22 protein-coding genes and 1 pseudogene are annotated in these 18662 nt (G+C 44.6%); 2 read left to right on the forward strand and 21 right to left on the reverse strand.

Translation table 11 applies throughout. The annotated features are described in order from the left end of the window. Nucleotides 1-25 precede the first annotated feature (25 nt). The 6 genes from HJV72_RS05075 to HJV72_RS05100 form a co-directional block, all read right to left on the reverse strand. The gene (locus HJV72_RS05075; protein WP_208069237.1) at nt 26-826 is read right to left on the reverse strand and encodes a hypothetical protein; all 801 of its coding nucleotides are present in this window, start codon (nt 824-826) and stop codon (nt 26-28) included. Beyond that, on the reverse strand, nt 823-1269 hold the full coding sequence (locus HJV72_RS05080; RefSeq protein WP_208069238.1) for a hypothetical protein: 447 nt from the start codon (nt 1267-1269) through the stop codon (nt 823-825). The genes HJV72_RS05075 and HJV72_RS05080 overlap by 4 nt, the downstream gene beginning before the upstream one ends. 85 nt (nt 1270-1354) lie before the next feature. After that, nucleotides 1355-2530, reverse strand: a complete 1176-nt coding sequence (locus HJV72_RS05085) for a DUF262 domain-containing protein (RefSeq protein ID WP_243765522.1) — start codon at nt 2528-2530, stop codon at nt 1355-1357. A gap of 212 nt (nt 2531-2742) precedes the next feature. Further along, nucleotides 2743-3117, reverse strand: coding sequence for a hypothetical protein (locus HJV72_RS05090; RefSeq protein WP_243765523.1), 375 nt, complete (start codon nt 3115-3117; stop codon nt 2743-2745). Between the two features lie 47 nt (nt 3118-3164). Next, the gene (locus HJV72_RS05095; protein WP_208069240.1) at nt 3165-3488 is read right to left on the reverse strand and encodes a helix-turn-helix domain-containing protein; all 324 of its coding nucleotides are present in this window, start codon (nt 3486-3488) and stop codon (nt 3165-3167) included. A 144-nt stretch (nt 3489-3632) separates the two neighbouring features. After that, nucleotides 3633-3863: a sporulation initiation factor Spo0A C-terminal domain-containing protein gene (locus HJV72_RS05100; protein ID WP_208069242.1), complete on the reverse strand. Its 231-nt coding sequence runs from the start codon at nt 3861-3863 to the stop codon at nt 3633-3635. A gap of 115 nt (nt 3864-3978) precedes the next feature. Between HJV72_RS05100 and HJV72_RS05105 the strand changes: the two genes are divergently transcribed. Next, nucleotides 3979-4233 carry a helix-turn-helix domain-containing protein gene (locus tag HJV72_RS05105; protein ID WP_208069244.1) on the forward strand — a complete coding sequence of 85 codons (255 nt, stop codon included), beginning with the start codon at nt 3979-3981 and terminating at the stop codon, nt 4231-4233. A gap of 68 nt (nt 4234-4301) precedes the next feature. Here HJV72_RS05105 and HJV72_RS05110 read toward each other — a convergent pair whose 3' ends face one another. The 8 genes and pseudogenes from HJV72_RS05110 to HJV72_RS05140 form a co-directional block, all read right to left on the reverse strand. Further along, nucleotides 4302-4688 (reverse strand): TnpV protein, encoded by a 387-nt coding sequence (locus HJV72_RS05110; protein ID WP_208069246.1) that lies wholly within the window; start codon nt 4686-4688, stop codon nt 4302-4304. A gap of 9 nt (nt 4689-4697) precedes the next feature. After that, entirely contained in the window at nt 4698-5048 is a 351-nt protein-coding gene (locus HJV72_RS19725; RefSeq protein WP_243765524.1) for a hypothetical protein, read from the reverse strand. A gap of 348 nt (nt 5049-5396) precedes the next feature. Further along, a pseudogene (locus HJV72_RS19730) lies at nt 5397-6077 on the reverse strand (plasmid recombination protein); the annotation flags it as partial. Nucleotides 6078-6396: 319 nt separating this feature from the next. Then, complete coding sequence (locus HJV72_RS05120) at nt 6397-6630, reverse strand: complexin-2 (protein WP_208069248.1); 234 nt, start codon at nt 6628-6630, stop codon at nt 6397-6399. 66 nt (nt 6631-6696) lie between these two features. After that, the gene (locus tag HJV72_RS05125; RefSeq protein ID WP_208069250.1) at nt 6697-7710 is read right to left on the reverse strand and encodes an AAA family ATPase; all 1014 of its coding nucleotides are present in this window, start codon (nt 7708-7710) and stop codon (nt 6697-6699) included. 107 nt (nt 7711-7817) lie between these two features. Continuing rightward, nucleotides 7818-8141 (reverse strand): plasmid mobilization protein, encoded by a 324-nt coding sequence (locus HJV72_RS05130; RefSeq protein WP_208069252.1) that lies wholly within the window; start codon nt 8139-8141, stop codon nt 7818-7820. Beyond that, nucleotides 8132-9253, reverse strand: coding sequence for a site-specific integrase (locus HJV72_RS05135; RefSeq protein WP_208069253.1), 1122 nt, complete (start codon nt 9251-9253; stop codon nt 8132-8134). The genes HJV72_RS05130 and HJV72_RS05135 overlap by 10 nt, the downstream gene beginning before the upstream one ends. A gap of 2 nt (nt 9254-9255) precedes the next feature. Next, on the reverse strand, nt 9256-9450 hold the full coding sequence (locus HJV72_RS05140; RefSeq protein WP_208069254.1) for a DNA-binding protein: 195 nt from the start codon (nt 9448-9450) through the stop codon (nt 9256-9258). 234 nt (nt 9451-9684) lie between these two features. Between HJV72_RS05140 and HJV72_RS05145 the strand changes: the two genes are divergently transcribed. Further along, nucleotides 9685-10203, forward strand: coding sequence for a helix-turn-helix domain-containing protein (locus HJV72_RS05145; protein WP_208069255.1), 519 nt, complete (start codon nt 9685-9687; stop codon nt 10201-10203). A gap of 205 nt (nt 10204-10408) precedes the next feature. Here HJV72_RS05145 and guaA read toward each other — a convergent pair whose 3' ends face one another. The 7 genes from guaA to HJV72_RS05180 all read right to left on the reverse strand — a co-directional run bounded on the left by guaA (nt 10409) and on the right by HJV72_RS05180 (nt 18653). Next, nucleotides 10409-11701: a glutamine-hydrolyzing GMP synthase gene (gene guaA / locus HJV72_RS05150; RefSeq protein WP_208069256.1), complete on the reverse strand. Its 1293-nt coding sequence runs from the start codon at nt 11699-11701 to the stop codon at nt 10409-10411. A 48-nt stretch (nt 11702-11749) separates the two neighbouring features. Continuing rightward, a complete protein-coding gene (locus HJV72_RS05155; RefSeq protein WP_208069257.1) occupies nt 11750-12358 on the reverse strand; it encodes a hypothetical protein in 609 nt (202 codons plus the stop codon). A gap of 51 nt (nt 12359-12409) precedes the next feature. Further along, nucleotides 12410-13606, reverse strand: coding sequence for a coenzyme F420-0:L-glutamate ligase (locus HJV72_RS05160; RefSeq protein ID WP_208069258.1), 1197 nt, complete (start codon nt 13604-13606; stop codon nt 12410-12412). A gap of 352 nt (nt 13607-13958) precedes the next feature. Then, the gene (locus HJV72_RS05165; protein ID WP_256435905.1) at nt 13959-14837 is read right to left on the reverse strand and encodes a helix-turn-helix domain-containing protein; all 879 of its coding nucleotides are present in this window, start codon (nt 14835-14837) and stop codon (nt 13959-13961) included. A 146-nt stretch (nt 14838-14983) separates the two neighbouring features. Next, the gene (locus HJV72_RS05170) at nt 14984-15631 is read right to left on the reverse strand and encodes an HAD family hydrolase (protein ID WP_208069260.1); all 648 of its coding nucleotides are present in this window, start codon (nt 15629-15631) and stop codon (nt 14984-14986) included. A 14-nt stretch (nt 15632-15645) separates the two neighbouring features. Further along, complete coding sequence (locus HJV72_RS05175) at nt 15646-16740, reverse strand: glycerol dehydrogenase (RefSeq protein WP_208069262.1); 1095 nt, start codon at nt 16738-16740, stop codon at nt 15646-15648. A 170-nt stretch (nt 16741-16910) separates the two neighbouring features. After that, a complete protein-coding gene (locus HJV72_RS05180; protein WP_208069264.1) occupies nt 16911-18653 on the reverse strand; it encodes an NADH-dependent [FeFe] hydrogenase, group A6 in 1743 nt (580 codons plus the stop codon). Between the last annotated feature and the right edge of the window lie 9 nt (nt 18654-18662).

An 18662-nucleotide genomic window follows, 5' to 3' on the forward strand; every position in this document is an offset into this window, starting at 1 on the left:
CTAATAGCAATAATATCTTTTAGATTTATGCAAATTGAAATAACTTCATAAGCGAATTTACTAGTGTAATAGCTGCTGCACTTCCTCCACACAAATTCTTAAGCGCAACGAGAAATCCTTTTTTCGGTTTATTATTTGCTTTTATATCACATTCTATCTGTTTCAACATTTCTAATATATCATCCTTATCCCCTGTATCATTCGATGACATCATCTCCTTTATCGAACATAGCAACTCCATAGCATCGTTTTGTGTTTCTTCATTAATGGTAATATTATTATTAACTGTACCGTCAATATTATTTGCAACTACAACCGTTGAATAATTTGCAGTTATTCCATTTGATGCACTTGGCTTATTTTTTTCTTCTTCTCGAACTATCTTCTCATAACACGATCTCAAATATTCGCTTATATAATCTATCAGCGGATCAATAATATGTTCAATAAATTTGCGCATCTCATCGTTTGTGGTTGATTTTGTACTGGTGTAAATATGCGTTCCATATAATCTAGTAAAATCTCCACCAAATTTGTCAACCGCATATTTTAACATCTGATATTCCAACGATATTTCTTCTTGAACTATTGGACTAATTTCAAATGGACCTATCCAATCCCTTGTTTTTATTACTTCTTCAATATCATATTCACAGGTATTATTTCTATCAACGAAATCCTTTATCGCTTTTTGCTCATCTATAGCTTTCATAAACCTTATTAAATTTGTATCACATTGTGAATAATCCGTCCTGCTTAATCGGCGTGCAATATTCCTGAAGTTTGAAGAAATATCTTGTATTTCCTCGCTTGTATAATTACTCATTTTACAATCCTCCCACAATATGGACAGTAAAAACCAGAAGTAACATCTGCTGGCATAAGTGCAATTTCTCTATTGCAACAATGTACTTTTACCTTTTGCATATCATAATCCTTGTTTTTAAATATCATATTGGTGTCAACTTTTTGAACAGGTTTTGTTTTTACTTTCATAAATTTTGAATTTATTCCCTTTAAAGCATCTGTAATCATTCGTTCTGCCTCTACTAACGCTACTTTCTTTGCTTCTTCAATAATCTCTTCAGGCCAAAAAGTGTTTAACTCTTCTGATATTCCACATACAGGACAATAAATCTCTTTATCTTCTAAATCATTATTTAAATATGTGCAGTTTACTTTAAATCTTGATCTGCATCTATTGCATTGAAGCGTAACTAAACCATCTTCATCGGCTTCTAAAGTTGCTTTTCCAACAGTTTTAGACATATCCCAACCTCCTTATCAAAATATATCACTAAATTTTCATAGAAACACTCACGATTTACATAGTTCATAAATGTTTTTATAACATTTAGCTATACTGCTCTTTCATAGCTATTAAATCGTTAAAAATCTCACGTCTGTCGCTATTTGACTTGTTTGTAAAATCAACATTATCATACCAATTAATTATGTAATCTCGAAACTCACTACTATTATTGGAATTATTAAAAACCCAAAAACCAATCAAATAATTAATATAATCAATTCGACTAGGTCTTTTTAATTCATTATCTTCGAGAAAATCAATTACATTATCTAAAGCCTGCAATGTTACCGAAAAACAACTTGTCAGTTCCTCTGGATCCAATCCACATAATTGATTTTCTTTCGTGTCTGATGGAATCGGGGCATAATTATTAGAATGATTTTTCTTCATTAAAACCTCATATGCTGGATTCAGCGCAGCTATTGGATATGACACTGTGGTTTTTTGTGGTGTGAAAAAATCTCCAAATCCAATATCGATTAATTTATTACAAAACAATTTTGTGTATTGTGTATATATATCAATTCCATGCGCCTTTAACTTTGAAAATCGCATTTGTACAATACTAACTCTACTTCCAGCGTTATTCAAAACCTCAAACCATTCAATTTGTTCATCTTCTGTCAAATCTTCCGCCGAATTTATTGTATAATTATAATTTTTTATCTTACTCTTGATTTGCAGTAATAAACTTGTTATCTCTGGAGATTTTAAGGTGGATTTTTTTTGTATATAGTTAAAAAGCACTGCATCATCTTTGTTCAACAAAATCCCTGCCGGAACTTGATTATTACGAATTGCACCTTGACTCTCGGTAAAAACGCCTTTACCTAAATCCAAAATAACATTCCTAAACTCTTCATGATTTATGTATGCCTTATAATTTGTAGATAATCGTTGCTGACCATCAACTACTGAATACTGCCCCCTCTCAATCTCTTCTAATAGTTCTCTATCAATAAAAGATACTTGAGGAACACATCCTTGTGTATTTAAAATTACGTTTATTGATATTGGAGAAACAGGAGCTTTACCCAATAGTTGATAATTCAACAACGCAATACTCTTTTGCAATGTCCAGCTTAAATCACGCTGATACAAAGGTAAAGAAATAGCCTGTTCCTCAATCTTTTGACACATTTCTACAATAGACATTTGATGGCTTTTTTTAGTTGGATTAAATGAAGCAGCTTTACTTAAGTTTTTATTTATTCTCATTTCGATTCTCCTGATAGCTGCTATTAGTAGCAGCTTCTATATTTTTATTATATTTTATCACTTTTTCCATATTTGTCAATAGCTGCTTCTATTTATTAGTCTGTGAACCTTTCTGTTCTAGGTTGTCGCTTCCCATACAACTATAATATGTTGTACTACAATAGACTCTCCTTTTCAATAATGGCTTTTGCACTACAAGCTACACTATATGTTTATTTCCCCCTCAAATCAAACCGATTCCCATCTGTCCTCCCCACACCAATAATATCGCCCTGCATACTGCAAGTAAACGTATACGACACCTCATCCACCATAACCTCAATCGTCATACCGTCCTCTTCCAACATACAGAACACATCAAATTCTAATTCCTCCCTGTCACGATTCAGGAACCAACTGATTGCCTCTTCCGTCTGTACCTCCAGCGCTTTCCTTTCCTCCGTCACATCTTCCCCATCACGATATGCGGAAACAACCTCTCCATCCGCCGTGACAACCATAGAAGAATGCCCCTCTTCTTTTTCTTCCGCCGGGGCACATCCTGCCAACAGCAGCACCATTCCTAACACAATAACCTTCTTCATCATTTGCCTTTCCGGCAAAAACGCAAAAAGCAGCCCTCATCAGGCTGCCCTTACTTTAATTTCATACCCCTCACATAAATCTCAACCGCTTCTTTTTCTTTATCAGTCAAGGTCTCCCACATCTCCAATACTTTCCTTTGCTCCGATGATAGTTCCAGCTTTCCAACACCATCCGAGAAGAACTGTGCCAGTGTAATTCCCAATCCGTCACAGATTCGATTCAATGTATAAAAAGTAGGTGTACTTCCCCTTTTCATCAGATTTGATAAAGATGACTGACTAATATCCGTTTTCTTAGATAACGCATACATGGTCATCTGCTTCTTATCACAGAGTTCCTTTATACGGTTTGCAATATACTTCTCATCTAACAAGCAACCTACACCTCACTTCCGATATATGTTGCTTTCATTTTACCCGCTATCACAGGATATTATTAGATTTTATCAACAGAAGTATATTGCTTATTAGTTGAGTAGTATTCATTTAAAAAAATAAGCGTATTGCCTCATCCTATTTTATTGATTCTGTTTCAGTTTCAGTTTCTTGCACATATATTCAATAACTTCCTCTGGGGTCGGGCGTTCCCCTTTAAATGGGATCTTTGCCCATTCTGCCTGCACTTTTTCATCTGGATTATCAAAGCCCGAATCAATGGCAAGCTGGATTTTTCTTTCTACTTCCTTGGCACTGATTCCCTCCTCTTGTCCAATCGTTCCCATCACTTTGCTAAACTTCCCTTTTCTCATAATTTAATATCATGGCTCCTTCCTTTGCAATTTATTAATTGCAATTATACAGGCATTTTATACTAGAATCAATATAAACCGACGAAATGTCGAACGAAAGGGCTGGTATCCTCCTATGCCACAAAAATTAAAGCAAGTACAAGATATTTCTATTGGGGATAATTTAAGAAAGTTACGAAATAATGCTGATTTAACTCAAGAACAGGTTGTCGCACAATTACAGCTTCGCAACTTCTCCATTTCCAGAAGTATCTATTCACAAATAGAATCTGGAACATATAATATACGCATCAGCGAACTAATCGCATTAGCTGAAATTTTCCATACGGATTACAACACCATGTTTAATGGCTTAACCTATAACAAATAGCCCTAGATTGAAAATCTCAGCAATCTAGGGCATTTTGGTTCAACTCTATTTTTGTATTCTATGCGTATCTAATTATCCTCTAAATATATCAGTTCTTGCAATACAATTTCCTCCGCAGCACTTTTTATACTATTCATCAACCCCACCCATAACATTTGATTTTCTTCTTTCAACTGCTCTGTCACTCCCTGATTGTCTGCCATCTGCCGCACAAGTAACTCCATCCGCTCATTTGCTTCTCGGTCTGTCTGATTCAGATGTTCCACAAGTTTCCCCTGAACGAGCAATGTAGTGTATATCCCCTTTCTATGCTCCTCAAGGAATGTCCGGCGCAGCATACCATATTTCCCATAAGCGGCTGGTTCTTCCTCTGGCAATGCCAAATCAGGCAAATAATAATCCCCCTGCAGCGTATAACTCAATCCATTCTTTTCATCATAAATATGTTTTTTCATAATCTCTTCCTACCTTTCCATATCTCTGCTTTTTGATTTTTTCTTTAATTTTCCTGCTTCACGTGCTGCCACATTTTCTTTTGCACGTTCCAGATTTTTTCGTACACTTCTTTCTTTTGGTATCTGTTCTGCCCGCTTTCGTTCAGCCTCCAGACGTTCCCTCTCCTCATCCTGCCTGACAGCCATAAACACCTTATCTTCTCCCAGAACACGCACCACACGCTCAAACATAGTTGCGATATTCTTCAGACCGGCATTTTCTTTGAATAAATCGTTGCAGTCAGAAAACAGCAAATTATTGTCCTCTATCAGCTTTCTATTTTCTGCCTTAACCGATTTCAATTCTTGCATAGTTTCCATCAGCCTTGCCGCCAATGCTGCTATCTTATTTTTCATCTAGATAAACAATGGCTTCGCCTTGTTTTCCCGATAACTGGCTGCCCTCTCCAGTGTTGCTGCCGGCGGCAGCGTATCCTCGATTTTACCCCTAAACTCTTTTAATTCCCGGTCAATACTCTCCATAACAGGCTTAATAATATCTAGTTCTTTTTCATATACCTTTACCTGTTGCTCTGCCTTTTCTGACCGTTCTACCGCCTCCTCTGCAACTTTTTCTGCCTCCTCCCTCACCTCATCCAACCCCTGTATCTCTGCTTTGTTCTCTGCAATTCTTCCCGATAATGCCACACTTTCAGATTCCAAACTGCCAACTTCCTGCTCCAATACCGTGACTTCCTTTTGCCGCTCTTTCTTCTCAAAATCCAAAACGGATAAATGCTTTTCTTGAGTACCTTTCTGCTCCCACTCAATATCATGCCTTTGCATGACAGCGGCAAGCTGTTCCTTTTCAGCCGCCACCCACTGATTCCATTCCGTATCGCTTCTTGTGCCGCCTTTAAAACCCAACGCCGCCAATGCCTGTTTTAAAGATACCCTCGTATCTAACCCACGCCTGCTCCCAGTGGAAAATGGCACAAAGTCGATATGCAAATGTGGCGTGGCTTCGTCCATGTGCAGATGTGAAGAAAATACCTTTAACGTGGGATTCCGTTCCTGAAATTCTTCCATATATTCAGCCAGCACCCTTGCGGCAAGCTCTCCGTTCTCCGTCATTGCACTCGTATTATCTTTATTTCCAATCTGCAGGATAATCTCGTGAAACGGCTTCTCCTGCTTACCAGAGCAGATTTTTTCATAATAATCATCAACCCGGCGGTCACTTCTGGTCTGCTTATCATTGTATCTGACAAGAGATTCGTCAAACAGCTCGTGATAAATATCCTGAATATCTTGATTGCAATATTCCACGTTTCTGCCACTTCGCTCTGGATCTGTATTCTTTGCGTGAAATTTTCTGCTGTTGTGATTGACGGAACCTTTCCCCACCATAACACTAATCGTTCTTTTCAATAGGCTATTCTCTCCTTTCATTGCTTGAATGTGCGCCGTATCCGGCGCATGGCTTTGTTACTTTCCCGAAAGTAACGCAAAAGCACTTTTGACAGCCGTTCCGTCCATCAAAAGCTGCCTTTGCGCCCTGCCGGGGGCTTTTCGTCCTACGGACGATGCGGCTGTTCCAGCCGTTTAATTCCCACTGCTTGTGTTCCCGGTGATTCTTCCCACCATATCGCCATCCAACCAAGCAATTCTCCTTGTCCGCTATCCACAGGGGCGTGACACGCTCCTGTCTATTACAGTCAAGGAAGAATTACCAACGAAAGCTATCCCTCACACCACTTCTGTCCAAATACTCTGTTCTGGCTTTTTCCCGTTCTTCGTCCGTTGGTGCGGTCTTATATTTTGTGTATAGCTCACGGTCTATCAATACATCCATCTTCTTCTCCAATCCTATCCGAATCTTTTCTCCACTGCTCACATCCTCTATCAAATGATAACGAATCAATAATATAAACAACTCAGACGGTATTTGCACATTCTTCAAATTCGACTCCTTTCAAGGTGGCAAGGTTACCTTATCTTTAGGAAAAGGGAATCTTGCCATCTTCTTTTATCCCTCTGGTAATACCCACGCCCACTGTTTACCAACCTTAACAGATTGAACATTCAATGCGGTTTTCGCATTCCAGAGGGTCTTACTTTTAATTCCCCGGCTCTCTGCTTCTTCTACAACTTCACTCTGCATGACTTGTCCATCTGCCAGTATCTCTTGCAAAAATGCCTTTGCCTCTCTCGTTTTTTGTCCCCGGCTATCTCCATTCAACAAATCATCTGCCCCTATATCATATTCGCCTATCCATTCAAATCCATGATCCTTATCCAGACGAAAAGCAATGGATTTACCCTCTGGTGCCAGCGAACTTTTCACATGGCACACCACTCTGACTTCTGGCTCATTTTTAATACGCCCTACCACTAGGACACTTCTGGCGGCCGCCTGAAAATCAATAGAACCAAGTCCCCGGTAGGAAGATTTACCACTACTGTTCTTGTTCATATGCCCTATCAGGATAATGGCACAATGGTGTTTCTCCGCCAGCACCGACACCCGCTTCATCAGCGGGCGGATTTCATTTGCCCGGTGCATATCCACCTCTGCCCCCAGAAAGCCTTGTATGGGGTCTAACACAATCAGACGTGCCTGTGTCTCCACAATGGCTTCTTCTAGCCGGGAATCCAACATCGTCAACGGCTGCTCCCCATCATCAATTACCAGCACTCTGGAGCAATCTGCCCCCGCCTCCATAAGTCGTGGCTTTATCGTATCGCCCAATCCATCCTCGGCGGTCTGATAAATCACGTTCACTGGCTCTGCTTTTTCTTCCAACAACTCTGCTTCATCCCTCGAACCGTCCGGCAGGACTTTCTCTCCCCTTGTCAGCTTTGCGATAATTTGCAGTACCATTGTGGTTTTCCCTTCGCCGGGATCGCCTTGGATAATCGTAACCTTTCCATAAGGAATGAATGGATAGAGCAGCCATTGAATCTGCTCTACCTCCACCGACTCCATATTAATCAGTTTTAAATCTGGTTCCTTTTTTCTATTGTTCAAAATCCCCTCCATTTCTGGTTGAAAGAGTCAGGATACTTTGGTAGAATATCCTATAGAGATGACTTTGGATATTCCACCAAGTCTCTGCCTTTAGGTGTTTGCAGACACTTAAAGGCTTTTTACTGCTCATCTTTCATCCCCTGCATTGTCAAAGTAATCAGTTCCATCGTATCTAATAAATCTCTGGAAACTCCACCGCCTGAATCTATCCGCTGCAATTCCACAAGCACCTTCGCCAGTTCATTCTTCAGAGCCTTGTACACCCGTGGATTCCCCACAACTACAACTTCCTTTTCCTGCAGACGTCGGATAATATAATCCTGTTTTGTCAAACCTGACAGCCTTACTGCTGCTTCAATTTGTGCATCCTCCTCTGGTGATACTCTAAAAGCTACCGTCTTATTTCTCCACCGCCCCTGTTGATCTAAAACTTTTACTGACATACATCTTTCCCTCCATCACTTGTATTTTCTTCTGCTTCTATTCCAGTCCTCTCAAAATTGAGACACTCCGCCATCTCCGTCTGCCTTGACGGGAACAAATGTGCATAGCGATATGTGATTTTTTCACTCTCATGCCCCACCCGTTCACCGATTGCCAGTGCTGTAAAGCCCCTGTCAATCAGAAGCGAGACATGGCTGTGCCTCAAATCGTGAATACGAATCCGCTTAACCCCGGCAGCTTTGCACCCTCTATCCATCTCATGACATAAATAATGCTTTGTCACAGGGAACAGCCGATCCGTGGGTTTCAGGCTGTAAAACAATTTCATGCAGTCCTCCATCTCCTCCGAAAGAAACCGTGGCATTTTAATTACCCGGTTACTTTTCTTTGTTTTTGGACTGGTTATCACATCCCTTCCCTTCAACCGCTGATAGGATTTATTAATTGTTACGGTCTGGTTTGCAAAGTCAAAATCCGCTGGTGTCAGGGCAAGCAGTTCACCCTCACGAATCCCACTCCAGTAAAGCAGTTCAAACGCATAATAGGAAATATCCTTATCCATCATGGCTTCGGCAAATTTCAAATATTCTTCCTTTGTCCAGAACAACATTTCTTTACTTTCCTCCATGCCCATCGTTCCCGCTTTCTTCGCCGGATTGATATTCAAATCATAATAGCGGATGGCATGATTAAAAATGGAACTCAACTGTCCGTGAATGGTTTTCAGATAAGTGGGTGAAATCGGCTTCCCAGTCTTCCCCTTTTGACTCCTCATCTCATTCTGCCAGTCAATCACATCCTTTGCCGTAATTTCCGATAACTTTCTCTGTCCGAGATACGGAAGAATCTTGCTCTCGATAATACTTTCCTTCGTCAGCCATGTGTTCTCCTTCAACCGGGGACGCACATCTGCTTCATACATCTTACAGAAACTTTCCAGCGTCATATCAATATCCGCTTTTTTCTGTAATTGGAATTGCCGCTCCCAGTCCTGTGCTTCCCTTTTGGTGACAAAACCTCGCTGGCACTTCTGTTTCCGCTCCCCTCTCCAGTCCTTATACCGAACCATAGCATACCAAGTTCCATTTTTCTCATTCTTATAAACTGGCATTTCTAATCCCTCCCTTCATATTGCTGTGTTCCGTAAAAGTGTTCATAAAAGAATTTACGGTCAATGCGTCCGGCTATGGTGACACATCCTGTTTTGGCAAGTTCTTTATTTAATTTGCGTATCAATTTGTATGCATACGACTCCGAAACACCTAACTCCGCCATGACTTCCTCTACCCGCATAAACATTCTCTCCATAGATGCCCTCTCTTTCTTTTTTGTTTACTATACATATTTGTATAGTTATATATTACTATACATTTCTGTATTGTTCAAGTGGTTGTGATAAAATTTCTATACTTTTTTGTATGGGTTTGTCTTGATTGTTTCTATACATTTATGCTATACTAAATCCATCAATCAAACATTGCGCAGAAAGTTGTCAGCTATGCGGCTCGCTGTGCGCTTAAATCAACAGATAGGAGAGTTGCTATGGCTATTGGAGAAAGAATCCACCACTTCCGGCTTCTACACGGCTTCACGCAGAAGTATCTGGGAAAAATGCTCGGCTTTAACGATGTACAGGCGGATGTCCGTATCGCACAATATGAAAAAGGTTCCCGCAGTCCAAAAGAAAATTATCTGAACGCACTGGCTGAAATCTTCGAGGTATCGCCTAAGGCACTGGCGGTTCCTGATATTGACAGCTATGTGGGACTCATGCACACACTCTTTACTTTAGAAGACGTCTATGGTCTGCACATCGACAATATTGACGGAGAGCCTTGCCTCCGGCTGGATAAAAGCAAGGGAACTACCTATCTTTCCATGTTCGATATGTTTCAGTCATGGCAAGAGCAGTCCGCTAAACTGAACGCCGGGGAGATTACCAAAGAGGAATATGACCAATGGCGTTATACCTACCCTCAGATGGACGCTGCAAAATCTAAGGAAAACCTCGGTGCCTTACGTGCCAAACGGAAAGCCAAGACACAAAATGACAGCGAATAAACCTACCAACGCAAAAAAGGTCTTACCAAATTGATTTCACTCAATTCGGTAAGACCTTTTTTGTTGGTTTAAAATATCTTCTCTTGCTAACCACTGACGCATTTTTTGAGTAAATGCATTTTTTCCAGTGTTATCAATTTGTTATCAAATAGAGTCACAAAACGCTTCAAACGCCCTGTTTATGCGGGTTCTACGAACATTTTTCTTATTCGAACTCTATCGTCGCCGGCGGCTTCGGGCTCATATCATAGCACACCCTGTTCACATTCCCCACTTCCGCCAGTATCCTGTCCGTTATCTTCTCGAGCACGTCCCAGTCCACCTTCTCCACTGTAGCCGTCATAGCGTCTATCGTATTGATGGCGCGGATGATTACCATATAGTCGAAGCTCCGCTCATGGTTCTTCATGCCGACAGACTTGAAGTCAGGCACTACGGTAAAATACTGCCATACCTTTTCATCCAGGCCGGCTGCGGCAAATTCCTCACGGAGAATAGCGTCAGATTCCCGCACTGCCTCCAGCCTGTCCCTCGTAATCGCGCCGAGACAGCGAACGCCAAGACCGGGGCCGGGGAACGGCTGACGGTATACCATGTCCGCAGGCAGGCCAAGCTCGATGCCGCAGGCACGGACTTCGTCTTTGAAAAGCTGCTTCAGAGGCTCTACAAGTTCAAACTGCAGGTCCTCCGGCAGTCCGCCTACGTTGTGATGTGATTTGACCATCTTGGCAGTCTTCGTGCCGCTCTCGATGATATCGGGATAGATAGTGCCCTGGCCGAGGAATTCGATGCCGTCCAGTTTCCTCGCCTCCTCTTCAAAGACCCGGATAAATTCACCGCCTATGATTTTCCGCTTCTGCTCCGGGTCGGCTACGCCGTCCAGCTTGCCGAGGAATCTTTCTGTCGCGTCTACGTATATGAGATTGGCATGAAGCTGGTTCTTGAACACTTCCACGACGTCTTCGGATTCATGTTTGCGCATCAGTCCGTGGTTTACATGAACACAGGTGAGCTGATTGCCGATAGCTTTCAGCAGCATCGCAGCCACGACGGAAGAATCGACGCCGCCTGACAGCGCGAGCAGAACCTTCTTATCCCCGACCTGGCGGCGGATCAGCTCAACCTGGTCTTCGATAAAGTTCTTCATGTTCCAGTTCGCCTCTGCTTTGCACTTTCCAAAGACAAATTCTTTCAACGTCTCTTCGTCCGGCAGCGCGTCGAGCTTCTGTTCACACTTCGCAGTCGGATGGTCTGCCGCCATCACCGGGCAGCCGCAGTGATACAGTTCCGGCCTTACTTCCACCGGCTGTCCGTCTACGATACGGTTCTCGCCACCGTTCAATATGATACCTTTCACATTCTCAAGCCTGGCAAGCTCCTCCATCGTAATGTCATGCGGATGAATCTCGCTGTACACGCCAAGGTCTCGGATTGCCCGCGCCAGCACGGTATTCTCCGTACTTCCCATATCCAGAATCACAATCATATCCTGTCTCATCTTATGTCTCCTTCTCTCACATTCATCATTATTGTAGCCTTTTGCTTTCTATTCTTTTGTAAAACCATAATAGGTTCCTGTCGTCATATTGGCGATATCCAGGTAGCCGCCATCCTGGAGCATGAACCCATAATAAGATATTTCCTTCTCCTCTTTAAGCTGCTCCGCACCGTCCAGCATAAAAGAACGGTTCCTCGCCGTCATGCATACCAGATTATCCAGAGAATACTCTTCATTGCTGTCAAATACGCGCTGCATCTCCGCCTCCGTGACGCCGTAATCTTTCAGATCTACGGTCAGATACTTCAGGGCGCCTTCTCCTATATAGAATTCATATGTACCGGCGTAATAATTATCATCCGTGACAGTCCTGTCCTGATACCATGCGTAATTCTCCTCATCAGCAAATGTCATCCAAGAACCGTCACGCGCTGTCCAGGACGTTCCGGATATGACAGAATTGTCGGCTTTTTCGGCTTTTGCATCTTTATCTTCTGTTTCCTTTTCCTCTTTTACTTCTACCTCAGAATCATTCCCTTTTCCCTCTGAGGAATTATGTCCGGTTGTACCCGTTCCGCCTTCTTCGGAGTCTTTACCGCAGGCTGCAAGAGACAGACACATCATCAGTATGCATAGAACGACAGCTAATCTTTTCATCCGGCTTCTCCCCTACCTTTTCTTGTACTAAAACCTCATATCCTTCAGGGGCTATGACGTATAGTTGTCAAAATATCCCTGAACGAGGATTACCGGTGTCCCCTTATCTCCTGAACCGCTTGTCAGGTCGCACAGCGAGCCAATCAGGTCCGTCAGCCGTCTCGGCGTCGTACCCTGTGCCGCCATGTCTCCGACCAGGTCCTCCTTCTTCTCCTTAATCCGCTCTGATATGGCATCCTTCAGCGCCTGCCCGGACAAATCCTTGAAATCATTGTCCGCCAGATATTTGAGCTTCACTTCGTTCGGTGTCCCTTCCAGCCCCTCAGTATTGGCGACAGATACGCACGGATCTGCCAGCTCCCATATCTTTCCGACAGGGTCTTTGAAAGCCCCGTCTCCATATACCATGACTTCTACATGCTTTCCTGTCTTATCAAGAATCTGCTTCTGTATATCCAGAACAAGTTCCATACATCTGCCCGTCCTCGGAAAGAGCTTTACCGCCTCTTCCGTAGATTTATTGGATCCGAGCAGCCCATAATCTTCATTACAACCGCTTCCATCCACCGGAGCCGTCAGGATATCATCCATGCCGCACACAACTTCCGCGCCATTTTCTTTCAGGATTCTCTTCGTCCTCTCCCTGCTGTGGATATCGCAGTTCAATACTTTCTTCGTATATGCGAGAATCTCTTTTGGATGGTTTGCAAATATAACCTCGGCCTCCGCCCCTTCGCTCTTTATCAGGTCACTGTAGTAACGGACATAATCCACCCCGGTAAAGGGATGGATGTTCTCTCCGAACAGCTCCCTGTAGCGCTTTACATCAAGTACGTCGCTATATGGATTGATACCCGCCTTGTCAAGCTGGTCCAGTGATACGAGCTCATTACCAACCTCATCGCTTGGATAGCTGAGCATAAGCACAATTTTTTTGGCCCCGCGGGCAATCCCTTTCAGACAGATGGAAAAACGGTTCCTGGACAGTATCGGAAAGATGACTCCTACCGTACCGCCTCCAAGCTTATTTTCTACATCCTGCGCAATTGCGTCTACAGAAGCGTAGTTGCCGTGCGCTCTCGCAACGACAGACTCTGTAACCGCGACCACGTCTCTGTCGTGCACGGCGAAGCCTTCGCTTTCCGCGGCGCCCAGAACGTTCTCTACTATAATATGTGCAAGGTCGTCCCCTTCCCGAATGATGGGACAGCGGATTCCCCTTGATACAGTACCAACTCTTCTTTCCATACCAGTTTTCTCCTTACTTTGTTTTCTACATCTTTTTTTATTGTACCTTATTTTCTTTTCCCGCTCAATACCACATTTTCAACATTCCCCGCTTTTTCGACATTTCCTGACAAAGAACAGGCAGGTATCTATTATACCGATTTAATATAGAATCCGACGCATAATTGATAACAGAAGGCTTCAGATATCAAATAGCTGTAGATGTGACAGTCAGCAAAGCTCTGCTCATCCGAATCATAAAAAACGTATGCAAAGAAAGAAGGAACATTGAAATCAATGTCCCCCTTGTCACTCTGCCGTTTGGCATCCGCACTCTGAGTTATGCCGCCATCCTCCAAAAGATATAAGACAGCTACTTCCTCTCCCTCACCAGCAGCGTGCTCACGATGCCGCACAAGATTCCTCCGACCGGAAACGCGACCCATGATACGTTCCATGCATTGGCAAGAAACCCTCCAAGCAGAAATACGATAGCGGCAGCCATCATGATGGTACCGCAGATCCTGCCTATCAGCTTCTTGTCTTTGCCCGGCACATTTTCATCATTATAGTCATTTACGCTGTACTTCTTTTTCTGCATACCTGCATACACGAGCAATGAAGCCGCTGCCGTGACGATGAGCATGAACACGCCATGCACGGCCTCCTCATTGAACCGGGGCGGCAAGGCTACGCCGTCCATGCCAAGCTCAAAGATGAATCCGCAAAAGAGAAGCCCAATTCCAGCCGCACACATGGTTATGTACCGCTTTTGAAACGCATCCGTTTCTTTGTCCGTATAAACGTTTCCTACGACCGGGTATTTTTTCGTGAATGCGCTGTGCTTCATACCTTGGACGACAAATATAAGCACGGCAGCTACGACAAAAAACATAAAGAGCATATCGCAGAACTTTTCTGCCACATATACCCCTGACAACAGTTCATACACCGCCGTTCCGAACAGCAGGAGCCCCACCCCTGATGTGACTGCCCTGCTGTATTCATTCATATGCTTATCGTATTCCTCATGTTCTTCCACATATGAAGCTCTTGCATCCCCCTGCACGAGCACATCCATGCTGCACTGGAACAGTTCGCTCAACTGGAGCAGCTTATCCATCTCAGGAAAGCTCCCTCCCGACTCCCACTTTGATACCGACTGCCTCGACACTTGAAGCTGCTCTGCTATCTGTTCCTGCGTATATCCTTTTTTCCACCTCATAAATTGTAAATTCTCCGCAAAACCCATTTTGAATTCCTCCTTCAGTTTTTATGGATTTATCATACGATTGCATGGTGTAAACCTCCAGCAATTTCATGTTGCGTTTGCGTAGTTCTGCCGCAACTAGCGTTTGCGTCCTCGGTTTTACGGGGTTTTCACTGTTTTCTTTCAATTCAGGACAGAAACTTTTTAATGTCTCCAACATTTTCTGCAATATAATCCGCACCAGCTTCTTCAAGCTCTTCACGGCTCCCGTATCCATATAACACGCCCATGACATCGACACCTGTCTTGTGTGCGCCGATGACATCGTGTTTCCTGTCCCCTATCATGAGCACTCTGGACAAATCACGAATGCCGCGGCTATTGAGAGCATACGCAATCACTTCCGCTTTCTTTACCCTTTTCTCATCCATCGTTGCCCCGGCGATAAAAGCAAAATACCTGTCCAGGCGGAAGTGCTCCAGTATCTGCCTGGCAAATGCCTCCGGCTTCGACGTCGCTATAATCAGCTCCATTCCGCGCTCCACCAAAGCAGCCAGCAACTCTTCCATGCCTTCATACACTACATTCTCAAATATTCCTCTCTCCGTGAAATATTCGCGGTAATACTCGATTCCAAGGAGGGCGTCTTCCTCGGAGAATTGGTAGAATTGCTGAAATGATTCCGATAGCGGAGGCCCGATAAATTTGTACAGCACTCTTCTGTCGTCTTCTATTATGCCGAATTTTTTCAAAGCGTGCATGACGGAATTTGTAATACCGATACCCGGATCTGTGACCGTTCCATCCAGGTCAAATAAAATATATTTGTAATCCATCAGATTCACCTCTGTTATTGTGCGTAATTTCTGCCTATGGCATCGGCTGCCATAATTGCCGCATATACATCTTCCGGCGTCACGGCAAATGGCATATTGCCGAGTGTGTCTCCTTCTGCGGCGGCAAGTTCTGCCACTTCCATAATCTGCTCTGCCTTTACTTCTTTGATTCCGAGCTGTGCAAGCGTCGTCGGCAGTCCGACCGCGTTGCAGAAGTCAACTACATCCTCTATCTCCCTGGAGTCCGCATTCTCAAGCACGAGCTGTACGAGTGTGCCGAACGCCACTTTCTCCCCGTGGTACATGGCATGGGTCTCCTCTATTGCAGTCAGACCGTTATGTATGGCATGGGCCCCGGCAAGACCGCCGCTTTCAAACCCAATTCCGGATAAGTATGTGTTCGCTTCAATGACATGTTCCACTGCTTTCGTACATACATTTTCCGTCACTGCCAGCGCGGCACTGACTCCATTCTCCAGAAGCGTCTCATAACAGAGTCTGGCGAGTGCCATCGCTGCCAGCGTACTCCTGCCTCCTACGCAGTTTACCGCAGACGACTGACTGCACGCTCTTGCCTCGAAGTATGTTGCAAGGGCATCTCCCATTCCGGCCACGAGAAGTCTGGTGGGTGCTTTGCTTACCACTTCCGTATCTACAAGTACTGCGTTAGGGCTGGCCGGAAGGAACAGATACTTGTCAAACACACCTTCGTCCGAATAAATGACCGAGAGTGCACTGCAAGGCGCGTCGGTAGACGCAATGGTCGGCACGATGATAACCGCTTTATCCATATAATGCGCGACCGCCTTGGCCGTGTCATGTATCTTTCCGCCCCCGACACCGGCAATCATATCGCACTCTGCCTCCTTCGCCGCCTCCATAACGCGGTTGATTTCGTTCATGCTGCACTCTCTATTAAAGGATTCATACACGGTCTCCACTCCTGTGCCGTCCATTCCAGCCTGTATAGACGGCTCTACTCGTTTCCTTCCGGATACGCTCGTGAGGATGAATAACCTGCTTCCATAGTTGGACGCATATGTGCAGAGGTTTTTCAGCTCCCCTTTTCCCTGAATATATCTGCTTGGACTTCCAATAATCTGTGCCATGTCATGTACCTCCGTTTGTATTGTTATTTTTTTAACACGTCTTAATTATACAATACCTGGACCCTTTGTCAATATCTCCACATATATATCTGCTTTCCGTCTGGAAAAAAGGATGCCCCGGCCTCTCACGGCCTGCAGGGCATCCTCTGTAATCTGAACTTTTATATCCGCTAATTGACGGAACGTTTTACATAGCTTGTATGTAATGTCTCATGTGCCTTATGGCTTCCTGGTTCACCAAGATATTCCTCATAAAGCTTCTTGATGGCCGGATTCTCATGTGACTTGCGGATTGGTTTGGCCGCGTCGTTGTTATACAATACACTTGCTCGGATTCCTCTTACATCCGTGAAGTTACGCACATCGCCGGATACCTGTGGCTGTCCGCCTCCGTTTACACATCCGCCCGGACATCCCATGATTTCAATAAAGTGATAATCCGCTTCACCTGACTTCACCTTGTCGAGAAGTGTCCTGGCGTTGCCAAGTCCGGATGCGACAGCTACTTTCACATCCATGCCTGCCACGTTGTAAGATGCCTCTTTTACACCTTCCGTGCCACGGACATCCGTGAAGTCCAGGTTCGCAAGCTCTTCGCCTGTGAGGACTTCAACCGCCGTACGAAGCGCAGCTTCCATAACACCGCCGGTAGCGCCGAAGATGACGGCTGCACCTGTGGATTCTCCCATCGGGTCGTCGAACTTCTCATCCGGCAGCATCGTAAATTCAATGCCGCTGCGTTTGATCAGCCTTGCCAGCTCCCTTGTCGTGATGGCGATATCCACATCCGGAACTCCGGCAGCATCCTGGTCATCACGCCCGATTTCGAACTTCTTGGCCGTACATGGCATCACGCTGACAGATACGATCTTCTTCGGATCGATGCCTTCTTTTTCAGCAAAGTATGTCTTCAGCATGGCGCCGAACATCTGCTGCGGCGACTTACAGCTTGACAGATGTTCTGTCATATCTGGGAAGTAATGCTCGCAATACTTGATCCATCCCGGTGAACAGGAGGTGATAAGCGGCAGCACTCCGCCGTTCTTGACCCTGTCTAGAAGCTCCGTGGCTTCTTCCATAATCGTAAGGTCGGCTGCCCAGTCCGTATCAAATACCTTGTCAAAACCGACTCTCCTTAACGCTGCTGCCATCTTGCCTTCTACATCCGTCCCCATCGGGTAGCCGAATTCTTCGCCAAGTCCAGCGCGGACAGAAGGAGCGGTCTGCACGACCACGTATTTATCCGGGTCGGCAATCGCATCCAGAATCTGCTGCGTGTAGTCCTTCTCATACAGCGCGCCGGTAGGACAGACTGCGATACACTGTCCGCAAGATACGCAGCTCGTATCTCCAAGTCCCATCTCGAAGGCAGAGCCGATCATCGTGTCAAATCCACGGTTATTTGCGCCGATAACACCGATTCCCTGGGTCTTCTCACATGTTGCAACACAGCGGCGGCAAAGGATACATTTATTATTGTCACGTACCATATGGGCCGCAGTTTCATCCAGTTCATAGTGTGTCGTCTCACCCTCGTAATAGTGGGCATCATCCACGCCATACTCCTTGCACAGCTGCTGCAGCTCACAGTCACCGCTTCGTACGCATGACAGGCACTGCTGGTCATGGTTGGACAGCAGAAGCTGAAGCGTCCTCCTTCTGGATGCAATGAGCTGAGGCGTGTTCGTATATACTTCCATCCCTTCATTGATCGGGTGTACACACGCCGCAACAAGGTTTCTTGCTCCCTTTACCTCTACGATACACATCCGGCAGGCTCCGATTTCGTTGATCTCCTTCAGGAAACACAGCGTCGGAATCTTGATTCCTGCCAGCCGGGCCGCTTCAAGGATAGTAGAACCGGCAGGAGCGGATACGTCGAGTCCATTAATTTTAAGATTAATATTTTCCATATTCTCCAT

The sequence above is a fragment of the Extibacter sp. GGCC_0201 genome, assembly GCF_017566055.1.
GTDB lineage: Bacteria > Bacillota > Clostridia > Lachnospirales > Lachnospiraceae > Extibacter.

What these genes read in the sequence shown, in the direction of transcription:
- HJV72_RS05080 (WP_208069238.1), bottom strand. Translation starts at nt 1,269, where the DNA reads ATGTCTAAAACTGTTGGAAAAGCAACTTTAGAAGCCGATGAAGATGGT.
- HJV72_RS05125 (WP_208069250.1), bottom strand. Translation starts at nt 7,710, where the DNA reads ATGGAGGGGATTTTGAACAATAGAAAAAAGGAACCAGATTTAAAACTG.
- HJV72_RS19725 (WP_243765524.1), bottom strand. Translation starts at nt 5,048, where the DNA reads ATGGAAACTATGCAAGAATTGAAATCGGTTAAGGCAGAAAATAGAAAG.
- HJV72_RS05075 (WP_208069237.1), bottom strand. Translation starts at nt 826, where the DNA reads ATGAGTAATTATACAAGCGAGGAAATACAAGATATTTCTTCAAACTTC.
- HJV72_RS05100 (WP_208069242.1), bottom strand. Translation starts at nt 3,863, where the DNA reads ATGAGAAAAGGGAAGTTTAGCAAAGTGATGGGAACGATTGGACAAGAG.
- HJV72_RS05155 (WP_208069257.1), bottom strand. Translation starts at nt 12,358, where the DNA reads ATGAAAAGATTAGCTGTCGTTCTATGCATACTGATGATGTGTCTGTCT.
- HJV72_RS05090 (WP_243765523.1), bottom strand. Translation starts at nt 3,117, where the DNA reads ATGATGAAGAAGGTTATTGTGTTAGGAATGGTGCTGCTGTTGGCAGGA.
- HJV72_RS05175 (WP_208069262.1), bottom strand. Translation starts at nt 16,740, where the DNA reads ATGGCACAGATTATTGGAAGTCCAAGCAGATATATTCAGGGAAAAGGG.
- HJV72_RS05105 (WP_208069244.1), top strand. Translation starts at nt 3,979, where the DNA reads ATGCCACAAAAATTAAAGCAAGTACAAGATATTTCTATTGGGGATAAT.
- HJV72_RS05160 (WP_208069258.1), bottom strand. Translation starts at nt 13,606, where the DNA reads ATGGAAAGAAGAGTTGGTACTGTATCAAGGGGAATCCGCTGTCCCATC.
- HJV72_RS05170 (WP_208069260.1), bottom strand. Translation starts at nt 15,631, where the DNA reads ATGGATTACAAATATATTTTATTTGACCTGGATGGAACGGTCACAGAT.
- HJV72_RS05180 (WP_208069264.1), bottom strand. Translation starts at nt 18,653, where the DNA reads ATGGAAAATATTAATCTTAAAATTAATGGACTCGACGTATCCGCTCCT.
- HJV72_RS05165 (WP_256435905.1), bottom strand. Translation starts at nt 14,837, where the DNA reads ATGGGTTTTGCGGAGAATTTACAATTTATGAGGTGGAAAAAAGGATAT.
- HJV72_RS05085 (WP_243765522.1), bottom strand. Translation starts at nt 2,530, where the DNA reads ATGAGAATAAATAAAAACTTAAGTAAAGCTGCTTCATTTAATCCAACT.
- HJV72_RS05145 (WP_208069255.1), top strand. Translation starts at nt 9,685, where the DNA reads ATGGCTATTGGAGAAAGAATCCACCACTTCCGGCTTCTACACGGCTTC.
- HJV72_RS05130 (WP_208069252.1), bottom strand. Translation starts at nt 8,141, where the DNA reads ATGTCAGTAAAAGTTTTAGATCAACAGGGGCGGTGGAGAAATAAGACG.
- HJV72_RS05140 (WP_208069254.1), bottom strand. Translation starts at nt 9,450, where the DNA reads ATGGAGAGAATGTTTATGCGGGTAGAGGAAGTCATGGCGGAGTTAGGT.
- guaA (WP_208069256.1), bottom strand. Translation starts at nt 11,701, where the DNA reads ATGAGACAGGATATGATTGTGATTCTGGATATGGGAAGTACGGAGAAT.
- HJV72_RS05110 (WP_208069246.1), bottom strand. Translation starts at nt 4,688, where the DNA reads ATGAAAAAACATATTTATGATGAAAAGAATGGATTGAGTTATACGCTG.
- HJV72_RS05135 (WP_208069253.1), bottom strand. Translation starts at nt 9,253, where the DNA reads ATGCCAGTTTATAAGAATGAGAAAAATGGAACTTGGTATGCTATGGTT.